Origin of the sequence: Klebsiella sp. JB_Kp031 (assembly GCF_040064295.1) — a bacterium.
GTDB lineage: Bacteria > Pseudomonadota > Gammaproteobacteria > Enterobacterales > Enterobacteriaceae > Klebsiella > Klebsiella quasipneumoniae.
This window is the reverse complement of record NZ_JBEAJW010000042.1, coordinates 191,079-213,541: the sequence shown is the minus strand read 5'-3', so window position 1 is coordinate 213,541 and position 22,463 is coordinate 191,079. Positions and strand designations below refer to the sequence as shown.

17 protein-coding genes are annotated in these 22,463 nt (G+C 57.1%); 4 read left to right on the top strand and 13 right to left on the bottom strand.

Features of this window, described 5'->3' with window-relative positions:
* Positions 1-56: 56 nt before the first annotated feature.
* The 10 genes from ABLV64_RS24015 to ABLV64_RS23970 form a co-directional block, all read right to left on the bottom strand.
* Complete coding sequence (locus ABLV64_RS24015; RefSeq protein ID WP_165707853.1) at positions 57-1,286, bottom strand: winged helix-turn-helix domain-containing protein; 1,230 nt, start codon at positions 1,284-1,286, stop codon at positions 57-59.
* A 54-nt stretch (positions 1,287-1,340) separates the two neighbouring features.
* On the bottom strand, positions 1,341-2,321 hold the full coding sequence (gene lpxK, locus ABLV64_RS24010; protein WP_032455788.1) for a tetraacyldisaccharide 4'-kinase: 981 nt from the start codon (positions 2,319-2,321) through the stop codon (positions 1,341-1,343).
* A complete protein-coding gene (msbA, locus tag ABLV64_RS24005) occupies positions 2,318-4,066 on the bottom strand; it encodes a lipid A ABC transporter ATP-binding protein/permease MsbA (RefSeq protein WP_004201387.1) in 1,749 nt (582 codons plus the stop codon). The genes lpxK and msbA overlap by 4 nt, the downstream gene beginning before the upstream one ends.
* A gap of 36 nt (positions 4,067-4,102) precedes the next feature.
* Complete coding sequence (locus ABLV64_RS24000) at positions 4,103-6,367, bottom strand: ComEC family protein (RefSeq protein ID WP_135722049.1); 2,265 nt, start codon at positions 6,365-6,367, stop codon at positions 4,103-4,105.
* 202 nt (positions 6,368-6,569) lie between these two features.
* Positions 6,570-6,857 (bottom strand): integration host factor subunit beta, encoded by a 288-nt coding sequence (gene ihfB / locus ABLV64_RS23995; protein ID WP_002898165.1) that lies wholly within the window; start codon positions 6,855-6,857, stop codon positions 6,570-6,572.
* A 151-nt stretch (positions 6,858-7,008) separates the two neighbouring features.
* Complete coding sequence (gene rpsA, locus ABLV64_RS23990) at positions 7,009-8,682, bottom strand: 30S ribosomal protein S1 (RefSeq protein WP_002898162.1); 1,674 nt, start codon at positions 8,680-8,682, stop codon at positions 7,009-7,011.
* Positions 8,683-8,815: 133 nt separating this feature from the next.
* Positions 8,816-9,499 (bottom strand): (d)CMP kinase, encoded by a 684-nt coding sequence (cmk, locus tag ABLV64_RS23985; RefSeq protein ID WP_004201385.1) that lies wholly within the window; start codon positions 9,497-9,499, stop codon positions 8,816-8,818.
* Positions 9,500-9,673: 174 nt separating this feature from the next.
* On the bottom strand, positions 9,674-10,957 hold the full coding sequence (gene aroA / locus ABLV64_RS23980) for a 3-phosphoshikimate 1-carboxyvinyltransferase (RefSeq protein ID WP_004201384.1): 1,284 nt from the start codon (positions 10,955-10,957) through the stop codon (positions 9,674-9,676).
* 73 nt (positions 10,958-11,030) lie between these two features.
* A complete protein-coding gene (serC, locus tag ABLV64_RS23975; protein WP_004201383.1) occupies positions 11,031-12,119 on the bottom strand; it encodes a 3-phosphoserine/phosphohydroxythreonine transaminase in 1,089 nt (362 codons plus the stop codon).
* 188 nt (positions 12,120-12,307) lie between these two features.
* The gene (locus ABLV64_RS23970; protein ID WP_004201382.1) at positions 12,308-13,000 is read right to left on the bottom strand and encodes a DUF421 domain-containing protein; all 693 of its coding nucleotides are present in this window, start codon (positions 12,998-13,000) and stop codon (positions 12,308-12,310) included.
* 115 nt (positions 13,001-13,115) lie between these two features.
* Between ABLV64_RS23970 and ycaO the strand changes: the two genes are divergently transcribed.
* From ycaO to pflA, 4 genes are all read left to right on the top strand, one after another.
* Positions 13,116-14,876, top strand: coding sequence for a 30S ribosomal protein S12 methylthiotransferase accessory factor YcaO (ycaO, locus tag ABLV64_RS23965; RefSeq protein ID WP_023320066.1), 1,761 nt, complete (start codon positions 13,116-13,118; stop codon positions 14,874-14,876).
* A gap of 385 nt (positions 14,877-15,261) precedes the next feature.
* On the top strand, positions 15,262-16,119 hold the full coding sequence (focA, locus tag ABLV64_RS23960; protein ID WP_004201380.1) for a formate transporter FocA: 858 nt from the start codon (positions 15,262-15,264) through the stop codon (positions 16,117-16,119).
* 51 nt (positions 16,120-16,170) lie between these two features.
* The gene (pflB, locus tag ABLV64_RS23955; RefSeq protein ID WP_004201379.1) at positions 16,171-18,453 is read left to right on the top strand and encodes a formate C-acetyltransferase; all 2,283 of its coding nucleotides are present in this window, start codon (positions 16,171-16,173) and stop codon (positions 18,451-18,453) included.
* A gap of 191 nt (positions 18,454-18,644) precedes the next feature.
* Positions 18,645-19,385 (top strand): pyruvate formate lyase 1-activating protein, encoded by a 741-nt coding sequence (gene pflA, locus ABLV64_RS23950; RefSeq protein WP_002898145.1) that lies wholly within the window; start codon positions 18,645-18,647, stop codon positions 19,383-19,385.
* Positions 19,386-19,547: 162 nt separating this feature from the next.
* Here pflA and ABLV64_RS23945 read toward each other — a convergent pair whose 3' ends face one another.
* From ABLV64_RS23945 to ABLV64_RS23935, 3 genes are all read right to left on the bottom strand, one after another.
* Positions 19,548-20,696, bottom strand: coding sequence for an MFS transporter (locus ABLV64_RS23945; protein WP_004201378.1), 1,149 nt, complete (start codon positions 20,694-20,696; stop codon positions 19,548-19,550).
* Positions 20,697-20,970: 274 nt separating this feature from the next.
* A complete protein-coding gene (locus tag ABLV64_RS23940) occupies positions 20,971-21,834 on the bottom strand; it encodes a dimethyl sulfoxide reductase anchor subunit family protein (RefSeq protein ID WP_049093442.1) in 864 nt (287 codons plus the stop codon).
* Between the two features lies 1 nt (position 21,835).
* Positions 21,836-22,453: a DMSO/selenate family reductase complex B subunit gene (locus ABLV64_RS23935; RefSeq protein WP_004201375.1), complete on the bottom strand. Its 618-nt coding sequence runs from the start codon at positions 22,451-22,453 to the stop codon at positions 21,836-21,838.
* Positions 22,454-22,463: the final 10 nt, after the last annotated feature.

Sequence of the window (22,463 nt, the reverse complement as noted above, 5' to 3'; positions counted from 1 at the left end):
CCTGATGGACCGGATAGATTTCTCAGCAGCATAACACAGGAAGGTCGGCGCCGGGATCAATCGGCATCGATTTCCCACCCTTGCTCCTGGCCGACAAACAGCCCTTCCGGCAGGCGTCGACACAGGATCCGGTCTGCCGATTGCCAGCGTGCGAAGTCGTTGATCGCCCGGCGCAGCCCCTGCTCCAGACCACGGGTGATCTTCACCTCATCCTCCAGCCACAGGGCGAAGATCTCCAGCTCCCGGCTTTTGCGATGTATTTTACTGTCCATCCGCCCGACCAGTTTCCCCTGGTGCAGCAGAGGCAGTACGAAGTAGCCATACTGACGCTTCGGCGCCGGGGTATAGCACTCCAGGCGATAGCTGAAGTTGAACAGTTGCTCAGCGCGCTTCCGATCCCAGACCACCGGGTCGAAAGGCGAGAGCACGGCGCTATGGCTGGCGGTAAGTTTACCGCCGGGCGCGGACTCCAGCTGCGCCAGCGCGTCGCGATGCAGCCACATCTCGCCAAGCGCCTCCACGTCGACTGGCACAACCAGGCCCTCTTCCTGCCAGGCCGCCAGCAAACCCGGTAGCGCCGGCTGACGTAAACGATAGTAATCCGCCAGCCACTGGGGGCGAAAGATGCCGAGGCTGCGGGCGCTGTTGCGCAGCATGATGGCCTCCGCAGCGTCGCGGGGCAGCGCATCGCGCTCGTCGTCCCAGTGCGGCATCACCCGCCGGGTTAAATCATACACGCGGTGAAAGTTGCGCCGCTCCACCACCATCACTTCACCGGCGGTAAACAGCCCTTCCAGGTGGCGCTTATGCGGTTTCCACTCCCACCAGCCGCTGGCGCCTTTGCGTGTGTGGGCAAAATCCGCCGAGCGAACCGGTCCGTTTTGTCCGATATGCGCCACCAGCTCTGCAATACTTCCGGCATGCTCCTCCATCCACGCGCGATGATATTTCCAGCCCATCTTGTCGGGGTTCAACATTCGGTGGCGCACAAGGGCGAAATCGCTGCGCGGCAGAAAACAGGCTTCATGCGCCCAGTATTCCATCAGCTCGCCGCTGCGCAATGACTCATCCAGCCAGTGCTGCGGATAGCTGCCGAGGCGGCTGAACAACACCAGGTAGGGGCTGCGGGCCACCACGTTGATGGTATCGATTTGCAGCAGCGACATCTGCTGGATGGTGGAAAGGATGTCATTCGGGCGAGCGCGACGCCGGGGCTTTTTTAATAACCCCTGCGCCGCGAGATGGAGGTGGCGCGCCTCATTAAGCGATAGTTGCAATACCGACATGCAGGTTCTCCGTCAGGAATTCCAGCACAGCGGCGAGCAAAGCCGGCGCGTCGGTTAACGTTGCGCCAACGTCGCTAAGTCCGCAAGCAACCGCTGTGCGCGTTCATCGGCCATTATGGCGTCGACCGGTAAATACCACCAGTTCGCAGCGGCGAAATCGCGACATTTCACGGCGTCTTTCTCGGTCATCAGCAGCGTCTGCCCGGCGGTTACCAGAGCGGCGACATCGGCCTGGCTCAGCGCCTGATGGTCCGCCAGCGCCACGGTTTTGACCGGCTGGACGCCACAGCTTTCGAGGGTGGCGAAAAAGCGCGGCGGATGGCCGATGCCGGCCATTGCCACTACGTTAGTGAAGGTAGAGACATCGCGACGTTCGCCGGTAAGCAGGTTGACCGCCATCCCGGGACGCAGCTGCATCGGGATCTCTCCCGGACGCGCCACGCCGCCGTTGACGATAATCGCATCAACGCTTTGCAAGCGCGATGCCCGCTCACGCATCGGCCCGGCAGGCAGCCACCAGCCGTTGCCAAAGCGGCGCACGCCGTCGATGACGACAATTTCCCGGTCCCGCGCCAGCTTATAGTGCTGCAACCCATCGTCGGTGACGATAATCTGCAGCTCGTGCGCGCTGAGCAGCGCTTTCACCGCGTCGCTGCGCAGCGGAGAGACCGCCACCGGCGCGCCGGTGCGCTGATGGATGAGCACCGGTTCATCGCCTGCCTGCGCCGTACTGGTCCGGTCAGTTAATACCAGCGGGTAGCGTTCGGCTTTACCGCCGTAGCCGCGAGAGACCACCCCAACGCGAATGCCGCGCTGCTGCAGTTGCTCCACCAGCCAGATCACCACCGGCGTTTTACCGTTGCCGCCGGCGGTCAGGTTACCGACCACCACCACCGGCACCGGCGCGCGCCAGGCTTTTTTCCACCCCAGCTGATAGCTGAGGCGAATCAACGCGCTCACCAGGCCATACAGCCAGGAGAGCGGCAGCAGCAGGCGCCACAGCGGCGACTCACCGGACCAGATGCGCGCGATCATTCGCCGAATTGCATCTTATGCAGCTGGGCGTATACGCCTTTATGCTCCAGCAGGTCGTGGTGCGTTCCGCGCTCCACGATCCGCCCGTCTTCAACCACCACAATCTCATCAGCCTGCTCAATGGTTGACAGACGGTGGGCAATAACCAGCGAGGTGCGGTTTTTCTGCAGCTCATCCAGCGCCGCCTGAATCGCACGCTCGGACTCGGTATCCAGCGCCGAGGTGGCTTCATCGAGGATCAGGATCGGGCTGTTACGCAGTAGCGCACGGGCGATAGCAATACGCTGGCGCTGGCCGCCGGACAGCATCACGCCATTTTCGCCGATGATGGTATCCAGGCCATTGTCCATCTTGTTGATGAAGTCCATGGCGTAGGCCATTCGCGCAGCCTCTTCAATCTGCTCGCGGCTGTACTCTTCGGTACGGGCATAGGCGATGTTATTGGCGACGGTATCATTGAACAGGTGCACGTTCTGTGAAACCAGCGCTACCTGGTCGCGCAGCGAGCTCAGCTTGTACTCGCGCAAGTCATGGCCATCCAGCAGGATCTGCCCATCGTCGACATCGTAGAAGCGCGTGATCAGGCTGGCGATGGTCGATTTACCCGAACCGGAGCGTCCCACCAGCGCCACGGTTTTCCCTTCCGGGATATCGAGATTGATATTGCGCAGCGCGGCCACTTCGCGACCCGGATAGGTAAAGGTGACGTTCTCGAACTTGAGATTGCCTTTCGCCCGCTCAATGACGCGGGTACCTTCGTCTTTCTCCTGCTCGGAATCGAGGATCGCAAACAGCGTCTGGCATGCCGCCATCCCGCGCTGGAACTGGGCATTGACGTTGGTCAGAGACTTCAGCGGACGCATCAGCGCAATCATGGAGGAGAAGACCACGGTAATGGTCCCAGCGGTCAGGGTGTCCATCACGCTCGGGAAGCTGGCGGCATACAGGACAAAGGCCAGCGCCAGGGAGGCGATAAGCTGAATGATCGGGTCGGAGATAGACGAGGCGGAAACCATTTTCATCCCCTGCAGGCGCATTTTATTGCTGACCTTATCAAAACGTTTGGTTTCCACTTCCTGGCCGCCAAACATCAGCACCTCTTTGTGCCCTTTCAGCATCTGCTCAGCGCTGGTGGTGACCTGCCCCATCGTGTTCTGCATATTCTTACTGATATTGCGAAAACGCTTGGAGACCACGCGGATTGCTACCGACACGATCGGCGCCAGTACAATTAGGATCAACGACAGCTGCCAGCTGTAATAGAACATCATCACGAACAGGCCGATAATCGATGCCCCTTCGCGGACCACGGTGATCAGCGCGCTGGAAGAGGAGGAAGCGACCTGTTCAGAATCATAGGTGATACGTGACAGCAGCGTCCCGGTAGACTGCTTGTCAAAGAAAGCCACCGGCATGCCCATCATGTGGCCGAACAGGCGACGACGCATGGTCATTACCACTTTGCCGGAAACCCAGGAGATACAATAGCTCGAGATGTAGCTGGTGATCCCACGCAGCACCATCAGCCCGATAACCACCAGCGGCATCCATAGCAGCACTGAGCGATCCGTTTTACCAAAACCATCATCCAATAACGGTTTAAGAAGCGATAACATGAAGGTGTCACTGCCCGCGTTAAGCACTAACGCCACCGCCGCTACGATTAGCCCGGCTTTAAACGGTGCAATAATCGGCCAAAGTCGGCGGAAGGTCTGCCACGTGGAGAGATCTTTATCGTTCTGCATTCAATAAACCAGCTTGTGTTGAAATAGCCGCATATTCTACCCGTTATCGGCGGGCGCGCCAAACCACTGATGATACCAACGAGGTAAAACTTGATCCCGTAAGCTATGGATTTGCCACCCTTCTGCAGAAAAAACCACCGTTATCTGCCCCTGCTGCGGCGTGGCGAACCAGCGATACCCCCGCTGGCGATAGCGCTGAACGACCTTGTGCGAGGGCATCCGCCACGCATTGTAGCGCGAAGCGGAAACCAGCGCGGCCGCGCCATCCACCCACCGGACCAGCAGTTCGCTGGAGGAGGTGTTGCTGCCGTGATGGGGAACCTGGATAAGTGTAGACGCCAGATGCTGCCAGTAGCGGCTGATCATCGCCTGCTCCGCCTGACGTTCTATATCGCCGGTCAGCAGGATGCTGGAGCGACCGTCATCGATTCGCACCACGCAGGAGTGATTGTTTCCCTTTGCCGCGCTGCCCGGCAGCGGCCACAGCGCCTGGAAAGTGAGTCCCTGCCACTGCCAGCGTTCGCCGCGATGGCACGGCAGATGACGCGCCCAGCCTAAAGGGCTGCGCACCCACGCCTGCGGCCATGCCTGCAGCACGGATTCGAGGCCGCCGCGATGGTCAAGATGCTCGTGGCTCAGCATAATCCCCTGCAGCTGCAGATGGTGCCAGCGCAGCCAAGGGATAATCACCTGTCGACCGCTGTCGCCCTGCGGCCATGCCGGCCCGGTATCGTACAATAACGCCTTGCCGTGACGTTCGATCACCATCGCCAGCCCCTGCCCGACATCCAGCATCGTCACCCGCCATTGATCCGCGGGCGGTTGCCGGCTGAATGGCCGCGCCAGCAAAAACAGCACACTCAGGCACAGCGCCGGAGTATACCGCCAGCTCTGAAAACGCCAGCCCATCACCAGCAGCCACGGCAGGCTACTGATCCAGAGCCAGCGGGCATCCAGCGTCAGCCAGCCGTCCGGTAAACGTCGTAACCCCCAGAACAACACCGCCAGCACGCGATCGGCTGCCAGCCAGATCAGCGACGCCACCACCTCCGGTCCAGTGAGATGCAGGAGCATTCCGGCGAGAATGAGCGGCACCGCCAGCAGGGTCACTAACGGTACCGCCAGCAAATTAGCGGCCATCGACGTCAGGCTTATGCCATGGAAGAGCAGCAGCTGCAGCGGCATCAGCAGCAGCGTCACGCCAGCCTGCAAATGCACGAGGGCGAACAGCGCTTTCCACGGCCAGCGCCAGCGACTGTCAGGCAGCGGTAACCACTGGAACCAGAAGATCAGCCCCGCCACCGCGAAGGCGGATAGCCACAGGCTTTGCGACAACACCGCCAGCGGATCGGCAACCAGAATCGCCCCCAGACAGCAGAGCCACATCTGCCACGCCGTCCAGCGTTGACCCGACAAACGTAAAGCACAACAGACTGCAAGCCCTACGCAAGTGCGCAGGGCCGGTGGCTGCATACCGGTCAGCCAGGCATAGCCGACTGCGCCCGCCAGCCCAGCCAGCAGCGGTAGCCGCCAGCCGATCCAGCGCCCCGGGAAAAGGGACTGTAAACCGCGCAGCAGGAGCACGATCAGGGAAGCCGCAAGAGCAATATGCAAACCGGAGATAGCCATCAGGTGGGAGGTGCCTGTGTTCTGCATCAGGACTTTGATCTCCGCCGGCAGCACCAGCCGCTCTCCCATCCCCAGGCCCAGCATCACCGGATGCCAGGGATAAGTCTGCAATCGCCGGGTCAGCGACGCCAGGTAGCGGGCGCGCAGACTGCAGCGGGTATCCAACGCGGAAGCGGCGACGATCCCCCCGCTCAGCGGCCGATGCTGGGCCAGCGCATAGCGCTGGCTGTCGAAGCCTCCGTCATTGAGCTGCCCATGCACCGGCCGCAGGCGCAGCGTCATCATCCAGCGCTGCCCCGCACAGACGGGGGCTGGTGCAAGTTCCCCGTATAACGTCACGCCAACCGGGGGGAACAGGAAGCGGTCCGCCAGGCGCACAATCTGTCCGCGGTGCAGAGTCTGGCCATCCGTCTCGTGGAGGAACACTTCCGCCTGCCGGGCGGCGCCGGTGAGGTGCTGCGTTGGCCACAGCGCCTGATATGCGCTCAATACTCCCCAGACCATCAGCAGAAGCGTCATCGCCACAACGGCGATGACCGTCCCGCGCAGACGGGTCAGCAACAGCGCCAGTACGCCGGCGAACGCCAGAATGCCCGGGCCCGGCAACGCGGGTAGCCAGAGTAGCGGCAGTATCGCGATGATGGCGCATCCGGCAAGCCATGGTAGACGCATAAACACCTCCCTGTGAGCGGGCAGTGTTACGCAAAGCGAAGCTGACGTCCTCGGGCAGAATTCAGGCGCGCGTGCAGCGTTCCAGACAATCGTCACGTTTGCAGTCAGGCGCTTTTTTTTTGCGAAGCGGGACGTAAATGGCGGGCACAAAAAAAGCACCCGAAGGTGCTTTTATCGTCAGGCCGGTTGCACGTCGTGCAACTCACCCTTCATAAATATTGGCGCGGTCACGTAATTCTTTCCCGGGCTTAAAGTGCGGAACGTACTTACCTTCCAGTTCGACTTTATCACCAGTTTTCGGGTTACGTCCGGTGCGAGGTGCACGATAGTGCAGAGAGAAGCTGCCGAAACCGCGGATTTCAATGCGCTCACCTTGAGCAAGCGTTGAGGCCATATGTTCCAGCATTTCTTTAACAGCATCTTCCACCGCTTTCGCCGGAATGTGAGATTGCTGGCTGGCAAGTCTTTCAATCAATTCTGACTTGGTCATTATTCCTCCGGTTTCCTTCAAGGCAAAAATTAGCTAACAGCTTAAACAAGGGCGGCCGTAGCCGCCCTTTGTGCTTGATTACAGGACGAATCCTGCAATCTGTCAAGTAAACTCGTCACTATTCAGGTTGTTATTACCTGAATGACAAAGATTACTCGCCTTTCGCTGCTTTGAACGCTTCAGCCATGGCGTTGTTGGAGAAGTTCGCGTCTTCCTGCTTGTTCACGGTAGCGATAGCGTCTTTTTCTTCCGCTTCGTCTTTCGCACGTACAGACAGGCTCACTACGCGGTTCTTACGATCCACGCCAGTGAATTTCGCTTCAACTTCGTCGCCAACGCTCAGAACCAGAGTTGCGTCTTCAACGCGGTCACGGGATGCTTCAGAAGCACGCAGGTAACCTTCTACGCCGTCAGCCAGTTCTACGGTTGCGCCTTTAGCGTCAACTGCAGTGACTTTACCAACAACGATAGCGCCTTTCTTGTTCAGAGCAACGTAGTTGTTGAACGGATCTTCCGCCAGCTGTTTAACGCCCAGGGAGATACGCTCACGCTCTGCGTCAACCTGCAGAACAACTGCTGCGATTTCGTCGCCTTTTTTGTATTCACGAACTGCTTCTTCGCCTGCAACGTTCCAGGAGATGTCAGACAGGTGAACCAGGCCATCGATGCCGCCGTCCAGGCCGATGAAGATACCGAAGTCAGTGATAGACTTGATTTTACCTTCAACACGGTCGCCCTTGTTGTGGGTTTCCGCGAACTGCTGCCATGGGTTAGATTTGCACTGCTTCAGACCCAGGGAGATACGACGACGTTCTTCGTCGATATCCAGAACCATCACTTCCACTACGTCGCCAACGTTAACAACTTTGGACGGGTGGATGTTTTTGTTGGTCCAATCCATTTCGGAAACGTGAACCAGGCCTTCAACGCCTTCTTCGATTTCAACGAAGCAGCCGTAGTCGGTCAGGTTGGTCACGCGACCGGTCAGTTTGGTACCTTCCGGATAACGTTTAGCGATAGCTACCCACGGATCTTCGCCCAGCTGTTTCAGGCCCAGGGATACACGGGTACGCTCGCGGTCGAACTTCAGCACTTTAACAGTGATTTCGTCGCCAACGTTTACGATTTCGCTCGGATGCTTAACGCGTTTCCAGGCCATATCGGTGATGTGCAGCAGGCCGTCAACGCCGCCCAGATCAACGAATGCACCGTAGTCAGTGAGGTTCTTAACGATACCTTTGACTTCCATGCCTTCCTGCAGGTTTTCCAGCAGCTGATCGCGCTCTGCGCTGTTTTCGGATTCGATAACGGCACGACGAGAAACAACAACGTTGTTACGCTTCTGGTCCAGCTTGATGACTTTGAACTCAAGCTCTTTGCCTTCCAGGTGCAGCGTGTCGCGCACCGGACGAACGTCTACCAGGGAACCCGGCAGGAACGCACGAATACCGTTCAGCTCAACAGTGAAGCCACCTTTAACTTTGCCGTTGATAACACCGGTAACAGTTTCAGCGTCTTCGTAAGCTTTTTCCAGCGTGATCCAAGCTTCGTGACGTTTAGCTTTCTCACGGGACAGCAGAGTTTCACCGAAGCCGTCTTCTACTGCATCCAGAGCAACGTCAACTTCGTCACCAACCTGGATTTCCAGCTCGCCCTGGGCGTTTTTGAACTGCTCAGCCGGGATGGCGGACTCAGATTTCAGACCGGCGTCAACCAGTACTACGTCTTTGTCGATAGCAACAACAACACCACGAACGATGGAACCCGGGCGGGTTTCGATTTCTTTTAAGGATTCTTCAAACAGTTGAGCAAAAGATTCAGTCATGTTTAATCTTCAGGTTAATATTAACGTCCACCTGGCTCCGTGCCGGATGGGGTTGTTTCACATACCCGCTGACCATCCATTGCCGCGGGGTACTGCTATAATTCGGAGGCTTCGGCGCGTTACCGGTTAAGGCTTACGCAACGGCCAATTTTTCGCGCGCATATTGTAGCGCTTTTTCAATCACTTGCTCAATGTTTAGTTCGGTTGAATCGAGAACTAATGCATCGGCAGCCGGGACAAGCGGCGCCACGGCGCGATTTCTATCGCGATCGTCACGCTCTTTTATCTCGGACAAAAGACGTTCAAAGTTAACATCAAAGCCCTTTTCCTGCAACTGCCGCATGCGGCGATGCGCTCGCTCATCGGCCGAGGCATCGAGGAAAATTTTCACCGGCGCGTCCGGGAAAACCACCGTGCCCATATCTCGCCCGTCGGCGATAAGCCCCGGCAGTTCACGAAAGGCGCGCTGGCGGCGCAGCAGCGCTTCGCGAACGCGAGGGAAAGCCGCCACCTTCGAGGCGGCGTTCGCGACCTCCTGGGTGCGAATTTCGCCGCTGACATCTTCCCCTTCCAGCACCACTTCCAGGTTGCCGTCAGTAGAAATAAAGCGCACGTCAAGATGGGCAGCCAGGGGCACCAGCGCCTCTTCGGACTCCACGTCAACATGATGATGCAGCGCCGCCAGCGCCAGAACGCGGTAGATCGCGCCTGAATCTAACAGATGCCAGCCCAGCGCTTCCGCCATTGCCTTGCACAACGTACCTTTACCCGCACCGCCAGGCCCATCAATGGTGATTACCGGAATATTCGCCGTCATCTTTTTCTCCTTCAGCAAGGCGCATGGAATATAAACGCCGCGCATTATACGCATCAATACGCCGGAAAGTGAGCATTGCTTGTAAATTACGGACTACAGGAAATGAAAAGCAGAAGTTTTGCGCAATTATAGCGGGCTGACAGGACATCAGCCCGCGGGATGACAAAGTTTTACTCAGGCGAGGGTACTGATCCGCGCCAGTTGCTCAAAATAGTCGGGGAACGTTTTCGCCGTACATTTGGGATCAAGGATAGTCACCGGCGTATCAGACAGCGCCACCAGCGAGAAGCACATCGCCATCCGGTGGTCGTTATAGGTGCCGATTTCAGCAAACTTCAGCGTCGCCGGCGGGGTGATGCGAATATAATCTTCACCCTCTTCCACCTCGGCGCCTACTTTACGCAGTTCTGTCGCCATGGCGAACAGACGGTCCGTCTCCTTGACCCGCCAGTTGTAGATATTGCGCAGCGTGGTAGTGCCTTGCGCGAACAGCGCGGCGGTGGCGATGGTCATCGCGGCGTCCGGAATATGGTTCATATCCATATCGATAGCCTTGAGCTCGCCACGGGTGCAGGCGATGAAATCGTCGCCCCAGGTGACGGTGGCGCCCATTTTTTCCAGTACGTCGGCGAAACGAATGTCGCCCTGTACGCTGCCGCGGCCGATACCGGTGACCTTCACCGTGCCGCCCTTAATGGCGCCAGCGGCGAGGAAATACGAGGCCGATGAAGCATCTCCTTCCACCAGGTAATCCCCCGGTGACTGATACTGTTGCTTGCCGCGCACTACAAAGCGCTGATAAGACTGGTTGTCCACCTCAACCCCGAAGGTTTTCATCAGGTGCAGGGTGATGTCGATATAGGGTTTCGACACCAGATCGCCCTTAATGGCGATTACGGTATCCTGCGGCGCCAGCGGCGCGGCCATCAGCAGCGCGGTCAGGAACTGGCTGGAGACGCTGCCGTCAACGTCGACGTTGCCCCCCTGGAACCCCCCGCGCAGGCGCAGCGGCGGATAATTGTCCTGCTCCAGATAGTCGATCTGAGCGCCGCCCTGACGCAGGGCATCCACCAGATGGCCAATCGGGCGCTCTTTCATTCGCGGCTCGCCGGTCAGCACGATATCGTTGCTGCCAAGGCACAGAGCTGCCGCCAGCGGGCGCATCGCGGTACCGGCGTTGCCGAGGAACAGCTCCAGCGCCGCTGCGGCATGCAGCGGGCCGCCGTTGCCGGTCACTTCACAGCGGGTACGGTCAGCAGACAGGGTATATTGAACCCCCAGCGCACTCAGGGCATTCAGCATATGGCGCACATCGTCGCTGTCCAGCAGGTTGGTCAGCACCGTCGTGCCGCGGGCCAGGGCGGCCAGCAGCAGCGCGCGGTTGGAGACGCTTTTCGAACCTGGCAGGTTCACGGTGCCCTCTACGCGTGCGATGGGTTGTAACGTCAGGGATTCCATCAAACTTCACTCTCAAACAAACAGAATAAAAACCCCGCAGACAGGCCGCGGGGAGGAAGAAAGAAACGGGCGATTAACCGTGGCGGCGTTCGAAGTCCAGCATAAAGTCGGTTAACGCCTTCACGCCGTCCAGCGGCATCGCGTTGTAGATGGAGGCACGCATGCCACCCACCACCCGGTGGCCCTTCAGCGCGTGCAGCCCGGCGGCAAACGACTCTTCAAGGAACAGTTTATCCAGCGCGCTGTCCGCCAGCTGGAACGGCACGTTCATGCGGGAGCGGTTGGCTTGCGCCACATCGTTACGATAGAAGCCGCTGTTATCGATCACGCCATACAGCAGTTCGGCTTTCTGCTGGTTGATCTTGTCCATCGCGGCGACGCCGCCCTGCTGTTTCAGCCACTTAAACACCAGACCGGCCAGATACCAGGCGAACGTCGGCGGCGTGTTAAACATCGAGTCATTCTCGCTTAACACGGTGTAGTCGAGGATTGACGGGCAGGCCACGCTGGCTTTACCCAGCAGATCTTCACGCACGATAACCAGCGTCAACCCTGCCGGGCCGATATTCTTCTGCGCGCCAGCGTAGATCACGCCGTAGCGGTTGACGTCAATTTCGCGAGACAAAATAGTGGAGGAGAAATCGGCGGTCACGATGACGTCGTCGCCGAAGTTCGGCGTATCGTCAATCGCGATACCGTCAATGGTTTCGTTCGGGCAGTAGTGCAGATACGCCGCGCCCGGCGTCAGCTGCCACTCGCTCATTGGCTTGACCGCGCGCTTGCCGTCGACGGTGATTTTCGCGTCGATGACGTTAGGCGTGCAGTATTTCTTCGCCTCTTTGACCGCGCTGGCCGCCCAGTAGCCGGCGTCCACATAGTCAGCGACGTTTTTATCGCCGAGGATGTTCAGCGGGATCCCGGCGAACTGGCCGCGGCCGCCGCCATGGCAGAACAACACTTTATAGTTGGAAGGGATGTTCAGCAGAGAACGGAAGTCCTGTTCTGCCTCTTCTGCCACCTGGATGAATTCCTTACCACGGTGACTGATTTCCATGACCGACGTACCCAGACCGTGCCAGTCGCACAGTTCCTGCTGAGCCAGTTTGAGTACTTCCGCCGGCAGCATTGCCGGGCCCGAACTGAAGTTATAGACCTGAGCCATTTCCCCTCACCACGTTGCTATGTTGTTTTGCCCGCGAACCGCCGCGGGCATAAGTTATTCCTGTGGCTATCGGTTTTATCATTCAGTGACACGGTCCGCAATGGCTAAAACTCGCCGACGGCAAAACGCGGCGGCCGTCACACAACAGAATCTATCGGCTTGACGTAATAAAACCGACATATTTGCTGTCAGGTGAGCCGTTTCGCCCGGCTGGCCTTCGACCATTCTGCATTTGCGCAGCGGGGACATATTCGCTTTTCTCCCGCCTGCATCGCCATCACGATGCTGCAGCGTACGCAGGCGTAGATCCCTTCCTGAGGAATAGTGGTATAGCGCGTGGTGCAGTGCGTCGGGAGGATCGACAACCCGGCCCTCACCTCGTCATCGGGATAATAAAACACGCTGATCTGGCCGTTGGTTTCAAGGATCGCCAGCCGCACCTGGCCGAGCTGCTCGACGCTGTTGACCCGCAGCTCCATAAAAAATTCGAATTCGGTCATATTTTCCGCATGCAGTTTCTCCCAGGCCAACTGCCCCTCCTCCACCACCACGATAGGTTTCCCCTCCAGCAGATCCTCCAGCTTTTCGCTATGCCCCATCAGCCACATGATGCCGCGATAAAGCAGCGCCAGCGTGACGAAGACCACCAGCACCGGCAACAGCGGGACATCGTCATAAAACGCCACGTCCCCCGCCGCCGAACCGAGGGTCAAAATAATCAGCACCTCAAACAGCGACATCTGCCGCACGCCGCGCCGTCCGGTAATTTTGAGGAAAATAAAGACCAGAACGAAGGTGTAGAGGCTGCGCAACGCCACCTCGCCGAGAAATTCCACCGGCACTTTATCGAGCGCCATCCGCTGCCAGTCAAAGGCTTTCATTATCATCTCCCTGAGCATTAAAAGATGTCTCTAAGCATAGCCAGATGATGGAGATAGCACCTGTCAGATAAAAGCCGTATCATTGCGCGCTTTCCGTACGACAAAAGTGATCGCCATGACCCAAACGTTTATTCCCGGCAAAGATGCCGCCCTGGAAGATTCCATCGCTCGCTTCCAGCAAAAATTGCTCGACCTCGGATTTGATATCGAAGAGGCCTCGTGGCTGAACCCGGTGCCGCACGTGTGGTCCGTTCACATTCGCGATAAGGAATGCGCGCTGTGCTTTACTAATGGTAAAGGCGCCACCAAAAAGGCAGCCCTCGCCTCCGCGCTGGGCGAATATTTCGAGCGCCTGTCCACCAACTATTTTTTCGCTGACTTCTGGTTAGGCGACACTATCGCTAATGGCCCGTTCGTTCACTACCCGAACGAAAAGTGGTTCCCGCTGACCGAAGACGACGAGGTCCCGGAAGGCCTGCTGGATGCTCGTCTGCGCGCGTTCTACGATCCGGACGATCAGCTGACGGCCAGCATGCTGGTGGATCTGCAATCCGGTAATGATGAGCGCGGCGTGTGCGGCCTGCCCTTTACCCGCCAGTCCGACGGCGAAACGGTCTATATTCCTATGAATATCGTCGGCAACCTGTATGTCTCCAACGGCATGTCCGCCGGCAACACCCGTAATGAAGCTCGCGTGCAGGGCCTGTCCGAAGTCTTTGAGCGCCACATCAAAAATCGCATCATCGCCGAAAGCATCAGCCTGCCGGAGATCCCGGCGGAGGTCATGGCGCGCTATCCGGGCGTCGTGGAGTCGATCGCCAAACTGGAAGCCGAAGGTTTCCCGATCTTTGCCTATGATGGCTCGCTGGGCGGCAAGTATCCGGTTATCTGCGTCGTGCTGTTTAACCCGGCAAACGGCACCTGCTTCGCCTCTTTCGGCGCCCACCCGGACTTCGGCGTGGCGCTGGAGCGTACGGTCACCGAACTGCTGCAGGGCCGTAGCCTGAAAGATCTCGACGTCTTCACGCCGCCGACCTTCGACGATGAAGAAGTCGCCGAGCACGCTAACCTCGAAACCCACTTTATCGACTCCAGCGGCCTGATTTCCTGGGATATGTTCAAGCAGGATGCCGACTATCCGTTCGTGGACTGGAGCTTCTCCGGCACCACAGAAGAAGAGTTCGCCACCCTGATGGCCATCTTCAAGGCCGAAGATAAAGAAGTATATATCGCCGACTACGAGCACCTGGGCGTTTACGCCTGCCGTATCATCGTCCCGGGGATGTCGGATATTTACCCAGCGGAAGATCTGTGGCTGGCGAACAACAGCATGGGCGCTCATCTGCGCGACACCATTCTGTCCCTGCCGGGCAGCGAGTGGGAAAAAGAAGATTACCTGGCGCTGATCGAGCAGATGGACGATGAGGGTCTGGATGATTTCACCCGCGTTCGCGAACTGCTGGGCCTCGCCACCGGCAAAGACAACGGCTGGTATACCCTGCGCGTCGGGGAGCTGAAAGCCATGCTGGCCCTGGCCGGCGGCGATCTGGAGCAGGCGCTGATCTGGACCGAGTGGACCATGGAATTCAACGCTTCGGTCTTCAGCGCCGAACGTGCTAACTACTATCGCTGCCTGCAGACCCTGCTGCTGCTGAGCCAGGAAGAGGAGCGTCAGCCGCTGCAATACCTGAACGCCTTCATCCGTATGTACGGCGCCGAGGCGGTCGAAGCCGCCAGCGCGGCGCTGAGCGGGGAAGCGCCGTTCTATGGCCTCCAGGCTGTCGACAGCGATCTGCAGGCCTTCCCGGCCCATCAGTCGCTACTGAAGGCTTATGAAAAACTGCAGCGGGCGAAGGCGGCGTTCTGGGCAAAATAAGCCCTAAGCGCGCCATCGTGGTTGCCAACAACGGAGCCCAATGTGGCTCCGTTGATTTCACCTGACGAGGTGGCCACTATAGTTTGTAGTTGTAAAGTTAATTAATAGTAAATAACGCGCTTATAACATTTACCATTCGTTAATTTTAAATAAAATACTCCATATTAATTAACTCAAGAAATGGCGTAAAAACGAAAAAATTCAACATAATTTATAAATTTTAAAATTTATTTTCCTCATAGTATTCAATCAGTTAATTCAATAAATCACAAAAACCACACACTAAAAAGGCATATAGTTCCGGTGAGATATGATCTATATCAATTTCCCTTCTATAATGCTTTGTTAGTATCTCACCGCCAACTTATATAAAGAGAGAGTTAGTGTGAAAGCTGACAACCCTTTTGATCTTTTGCTCCCTGCCGCGATGGCGAAAGTCGCCGAAGAAGCAGGTGTCTATAAAGCAACGAAGCATCCGATGAAGACCTTTTATCTGGCGATCACCGCTGGCGTTTTCATCTCCATCGCTTTCGTATTCTATATCACCGCGACCACCGGCACTGCCGCGATGCCTTATGGGATTGCCAAGCTTATCGGTGGGGTCTGTTTTTCCCTGGGTCTGATTCTGTGCGTTATCTGCGGCGCTGACCTCTTTACCTCTACGGTATTGATCGTGGTGGCGAAAGCCAGCGGTCGAATTACCTGGGGGCAACTGGCAAAAAACTGGCTCAACGTCTATTTTGGTAACCTGGTGGGCGCACTGCTGTTTGTGCTGCTGATGTGGTTATCAGGCGAATATATGACTGCCAACGGCGGTTGGGGGCTTAATGTCCTGCAGACCGCTGACCACAAAATGCACCATACTTTTGTGGAGGCCGTGAGCCTGGGTATCCTCGCTAACCTGATGGTTTGTCTCGCCGTATGGATGAGCTATTCCGGTCGTAGCCTGATGGATAAAGCGATGATCATGGTCCTGCCGGTAGCGATGTTCGTTGCCAGCGGCTTTGAGCACAGCATCGCCAACATGTTTATGATCCCGATGGGTATCGTAATCCGCAACTTTGCAAGCCCGGAATTCTGGACCGCAATCGGTTCGACTCCGGAAAGTTTCTCTCACTTGACCGTTATGAACTTCATCACTGATAACCTGATTCCGGTAACTATCGGGAACATTATCGGCGGGGGTCTGCTGGTCGGGTTGACATACTGGGTCATTTACCTGCGTGGCAACGACCATCACTAAGGGTTGTTTCAGGCAGTAAATAAAAAATCCACTTAAGAAGGTAGGTGTTACATGTCCGAGCTTAATGAAAAGTTAGCCACAGCCTGGGAAGGTTTTGCGAAAGGTGACTGGCAGAATGAAGTCAACGTCCGTGACTTTATTCAGAAAAACTACACCCCATATGAAGGCGACGAATCCTTCCTGGCTGGCGCGACTGAAGCGACCACCAAGCTGTGGGACACCGTAATGGAAGGTGTAAAACAGGAAAACCGCACTCACGCGCCTGTTGATTTTGACACTGCCCTGGCTTCCACCATCACCTCTCACGACGCAGGCTATATCGAGAAAGGTCTGGAAAAAATCGTTGGTCTGCAGACCGAAGCGCCGCTGAAACGTGCGATCATCCCGTTTGGTGGTATTAAAATGGTTGAAGGTTCCTGCAAAGCGTACAATCGCGAACTGGACCCGATGCTGAAAAAAATCTTCACCGAGTACCGTAAAACTCACAACCAGGGCGTTTTCGACGTCTATACTCCGGACATCCTGCGCTGCCGTAAATCCGGCGTACTGACCGGTCTGCCGGATGCTTACGGCCGTGGTCGTATCATCGGTGACTACCGTCGCGTTGCGCTGTACGGTATCGACTTCCTGATGAAAGACAAATTCGCCCAGTTCAACTCTCTGCAAGCGAAACTGGAAAGCGGCGAAGATCTGGAAGCGACCATCCGTCTGCGTGAAGAAATTGCTGAACAGCACCGTGCGCTGGGCCAGATCAAAGAGATGGCGGCTAAATATGGCTACGACATCTCCGGTCCGGCAACCACCGCTCAGGAAGCTATCCAGTGGACCTACTTCGGTTACCTGGCTGCCGTGAAATCTCAGAACGGCGCGGCAATGTCCTTCGGTCGTACCTCCAGCTTCCTGGATATCTACATCGAACGTGACCTGCAGGCGGGTAAAATCACCGAGCAAGACGCGCAGGAAATGGTTGACCACCTGGTCATGAAACTGCGTATGGTTCGCTTCCTGCGTACCCCGGAATACGATGAACTGTTCTCCGGCGACCCGATTTGGGCAACGGAATCCATCGGCGGTATGGGCGTTGACGGCCGTACTCTGGTGACCAAAAACAGCTTCCGCTTCCTGAACACCCTGTACACCATGGGGCCGTCTCCGGAGCCGAACATCACTATCCTGTGGTCTGAAAAACTGCCGCTGAGCTTCAAGAAATTCGCGGCTAAAGTGTCCATCGATACCTCTTCTCTGCAGTATGAGAACGATGACCTGATGCGTCCGGACTTCAATAACGACGACTACGCTATCGCATGCTGCGTAAGCCCGATGGTTGTTGGTAAGCAAATGCAGTTCTTCGGTGCTCGCGCCAACCTCGCGAAAACCATGCTGTACGCTATCAACGGCGGCGTGGATGAAAAACTGAAAATGCAGGTGGGTCCGAAATCTGAACCGATCAAAGGCGACGTCCTGAACTTCGACGAAGTCATGGAGCGCATGGATCACTTCATGGACTGGCTGGCTAAACAGTACGTCACTGCGCTGAACATCATCCACTACATGCACGACAAGTACAGCTACGAAGCCTCTCTGATGGCGCTGCACGACCGTGACGTTATCCGCACCATGGCGTGTGGTATCGCGGGTCTGTCCGTTGCTGCTGACTCCCTGTCTGCTATCAAATATGCGAAAGTTAAACCGATTCGTGACGAAGACGGTCTGGCTGTTGACTTCGAAATCGAAGGCGAATATCCGCAGTTTGGTAACAACGATGCTCGCGTCGATGACATGGCCGTTGACCTGGTTGAACGTTTCATGAAGAAAATTCAGAAACTGCACACCTACCGCAACGCGATCCCGACTCAGTCTGTTCTGACCATCACCTCTAACGTGGTATATGGTAAGAAAACCGGTAACACCCCAGACGGTCGTCGCGCTGGCGCGCCGTTCGGACCAGGTGCTAACCCGATGCACGGTCGTGACCAGAAAGGCGCTGTTGCCTCTCTGACCTCCGTAGCGAAACTGCCGTTTGCTTACGCGAAAGATGGTATCTCTTACACCTTCTCTATCGTACCGAACGCACTGGGTAAAGATGACGAAGTTCGTAAGACCAACCTGGCGGGTCTGATGGATGGTTACTTCCACCACGAAGCGTCCATCGAAGGTGGTCAGCACCTGAACGTGAACGTGATGAACCGCGAAATGCTGCTCGACGCGATGGAAAACCCGGAAAAATATCCGCAGCTGACCATCCGCGTATCTGGCTACGCTGTACGTTTTAACTCCCTGACTAAAGAACAGCAGCAGGACGTTATTACCCGTACCTTCACTCAGACCATGTAATTCCCTGTCTGACTGAAAAAGCGTACAATAAAGGCCCCACATCAGTGGGGCCTTTTTAACAAGCAATCCCCGCCCTAGCCTGCTTTGCCAGTTATCTATACTTTGGGTATCTGTCAAAACAGACTCGACACAGCCGCTGAGCTGTGCACCAACACGGCCCCGGATGGGCCACATCTGGAGAAAACACCGCAATGTCAGTTATTGGTCGCATTCACTCCTTTGAATCCTGTGGCACCGTTGATGGCCCGGGCATCCGCTTTATTACCTTTTTCCAGGGCTGCCTGATGCGTTGCCTGTACTGCCATAACCGTGATACATGGGATACCCACGGCGGCAAAGAAATCACCGTTGAAGAGCTCATGAAAGAGGTGGTGACCTATCGTCACTTTATGAATGCTTCCGGCGGCGGCGTCACCGCATCGGGCGGTGAGGCGATCCTGCAGGCGGAGTTTGTTCGCGACTGGTTCCGCGCCTGTAAGAAAGAAGGTATTCATACCTGTCTCGATACCAACGGCTTTGTCCGTCGCTACGATCCGGTTATCGACGAACTGCTGGAGGTAACAGACCTGGTGATGCTGGATCTCAAGCAGATGAATGATGAGATTCACCAGAACCTGGTTGGCGTCTCTAACCATCGTACGCTGGAATTCGCCCAGTATCTGGCGAAGAAGAATATCAATGTCTGGATCCGCTACGTGGTGGTTCCGGGCTGGTCAGACGATGATGACTCCGCGCACCGCCTGGGCGAATTTACCCGCGATATGGGCAATGTCGAAAAAATCGAGCTGCTGCCCTACCATGAGCTGGGCAAACACAAATGGGTAGCAATGGGCGAAGAATACAAGCTGGACGGCGTCCATCCGCCGAAGAAAGAGACCATGGAGCGGGTAAAAGGCATCCTTGAGCAGTATGGTCATAAAGTGATGTACTAATCCCGTCCGGGCCGGTGAAGCACCTATGCCGGCCTGCAACGGCGTGGGAAGCCGTGTCCGTCCAGCCATTGCCTTCTCATGCAAAGCGACAGGTTGGTTCTGCAGCAGTAAAAATAGGTAATTGAAACGGATGACGCGCAGCATACGCTGCGCGTTACAGGATCAGGCGTGCGCCACCGGCGTTGGATGATGCCCGGCTTTGCGCAGCAGGGTCAGCAGATAGATAAACGACACGCTGGCGATCATGATAAACAGCAGGTTATCCGAGAAGTTCTGCATCAGCATCGCCGTCAGCGTCGGGCCCAGCAGGCTGCCGATGGTATAGCTCATCAGCAGCGCCTGGTTCATCGCTACCAGCTGATGGTGCTCCACTTTCTCACAGGCCCAGGCCATCGCCACCGGATACAGCGTGAAACCGGATGCCCCAAGCACAAACAGCGCCGGCGCCATTGCCGCCTGGCTGAGCATCGCCAGACATCCCAGAATCACCACAAAAACCTGCACCCGCAGCACCAGCAGGCGACCGTAGCGGTCTGCCAGCCGCCCTACCGGCCACTGGCCGAGGATCCCCGCGCTCACCATCACCGCCATCCAGAAGCCAATGCCGGCGTCGCTGACGCCCTGATGGTTCAGCCACAGCGGCATCAGGCCATACAGCGAACCGAGGACAATCCCCGAGATAATGCAGCCATTGACCCCGTGGCGCGCCTGGCGCAGCTTAAGCATCGGCCAGATCCGTACCGTTTCATGCGGCTCTTCGGCCTGCCCCATAATGCGGGTAAACAGCAGCGGCAGGATCGCCGCCAGCGCCAGGCCCGTCACCCACGGCAGGACGCTCATTAAATCAGTGGGTAGTTTACTGACCATCAGCTGGCCCAGTACGGTACCAACGTAATAAACCATCATGTACGCCGCCAGCAGACGACCGCGGCTGCGAGAAGTGCCGCTGCAGACCAGCGCGCTTTCCACTACCACCCAAATCATCGCGCAGCCTACGCCGGCGATAAACCGCCAGCTCAGCCACGTCCAGAAGCCCACGGTGATCCCCAGCCCTACGCAGCCGACGGCGAAGATTAACGACGCGAGATAATAGCTGCGGTTAAACCCCAGGCGCTTGATCACCCAGCCGGCAAGCAACGTACCGGCCAGGTTGCCGGTAAAATAAGATGACCCCACCATGCCGACCTGCCAGGTTGGCATATTTTCATGGGCGAGCCACAGCGGGACGAGCGTATTCAGCACCGCTATCGCCAGGGTCAGTAAAAGCAGGCCACAGAGCAGCATTTGCACTGGCCGGGTGTAGATGGTCATGGGTAAAAACCGTGAGGAATGTTCAGATCGCGAGCGCATCATGCCACCGCTAAAAACATTGTCAATCCACCTGAAATCAGGCCTGATGCGGTTTTGCAGGGCACGATAGAAGTTTTTTATCCACAGAAGGGGGAAAGGTGAGGCAACAAATAATACGCTATTGTTTTTCTTAATTTATTAATAAATCCCGGCGTTAATTTCAGTCGAAAAATTTCATCTATCAACAGCACGTTTTCATCATGCCGGCACGCCTGCGCCGGCATGATGACGCTGATTAACTGGCGATAGCCATCCCGACGGTCATATGCAGACCATAGAATACGCCGCGGCCAATCATCTCTCCCGCCAGCACCAGAACAAACGCCAGGCCGAGCAGCGAGAGCGCCGGCTTGCGGCCGCGAATCTGCGGCACGCACCAGCAGGCCAGGGCCAGCGCCAGCAGCACCACGCGCCAGGCCATAAGCAGCCCATAATCCGGCACCAGGGCGGAGGCCTGCTGAATTGAGCTGCGGATAGTGGCGAGTTCACTCCCCTGCATCAGGACCACCACAATACTCGCCAGCAGCGCCAGCAAAGTGACCACCGGCAGCAGGCGCATCGCCCAACCGTCGACGCCTGCGACGCGCAGCAGCAGGTAGCCCAGCAGCGGGCCGCCGATAAACAGCGTCAGGAAGAAGCTCAGCGGCGTCCAGACGGTATACCAGGTCGGCACCGTGTCGATGGTGTTATAGACCCGCACCATCATCCAGACGAAGATCACCCCCAGCGCCATGGTCACTACCAGCCACAGGCTACGCAGTCCGGCAGGCAGCTTTTTGCACACGGCCAGCAGCCAGCCAATCCCGCCAATGGCGAAGAAGATCGCCCCGCTGGCTATCTCATTACTCAGCGACGAGGCCCCCACGCGATTGAGCGAGTTAAAGGCCCGCAGCGGCGAACCGAGGTGCATTGTCGAGGCGATAAACCCGATCCCCATCAATACCCACAGGCCGAACATGCTGCCCACCACGCGCTGCTCCTGCTCACGGGGAAGCTTACCCGTCATCAGCGTCAGCGCCAGGACGATGAAGCCGCCCGCGACGCACTGGCCGAAGACCGTAAAGATCATCAGCGGCCATTCATGCCATCCGTTTCCCATCTCACACCTCCTTCGGGTTCGCCAGGTAACCAGTGGTATCGCCACACGGCCGGGCATTGGCGTTAGGTTTGATCACGATGCTCGGCCGGGTAAAGTGCGCCGAAGGCAGCGGCGCCACCGCCGCCAGCTGGCCGTGCTTAGCGCGCAGTTCGGCAATCGGCCCGAAATCGAGCGCCCGCAACGGGCAGGACTCGACGCAGATCGGCTTTTTCCCTTCGGCGACGCGCTCGTGGCAGCCGTCGCACTTAGTCATATGGCCTTTATCGGCGTTATACTGCGGCGCGCCGTACGGACAGGCCATATGGCAGTAACGGCAGCCAATGCAGACCTCTTCGTTGACCACCACAAAACCGTCTTCGCGCTTGTGCATCGCACCGCTCGGGCAGACTTTGGTGCAGGCCGGATCTTCGCAGTGGTTACAGGCGATGGAGAGGTAATAGGCGAACACGTTCTGATTCCAGACGCCGTTATCCTCCTGCCAGTCGCCGCCGGCATATTCATAGATGCGGCGGAAGCTGACCTCCGGGGTCAAATTTTTGTAGTCCTTACAGGCCAGTTCGCAGGTCTTGCAACCGGTGCAACGGGCGGAATCAATAAAAAATCCATACTGAGTTGTCATCGGTTACTCC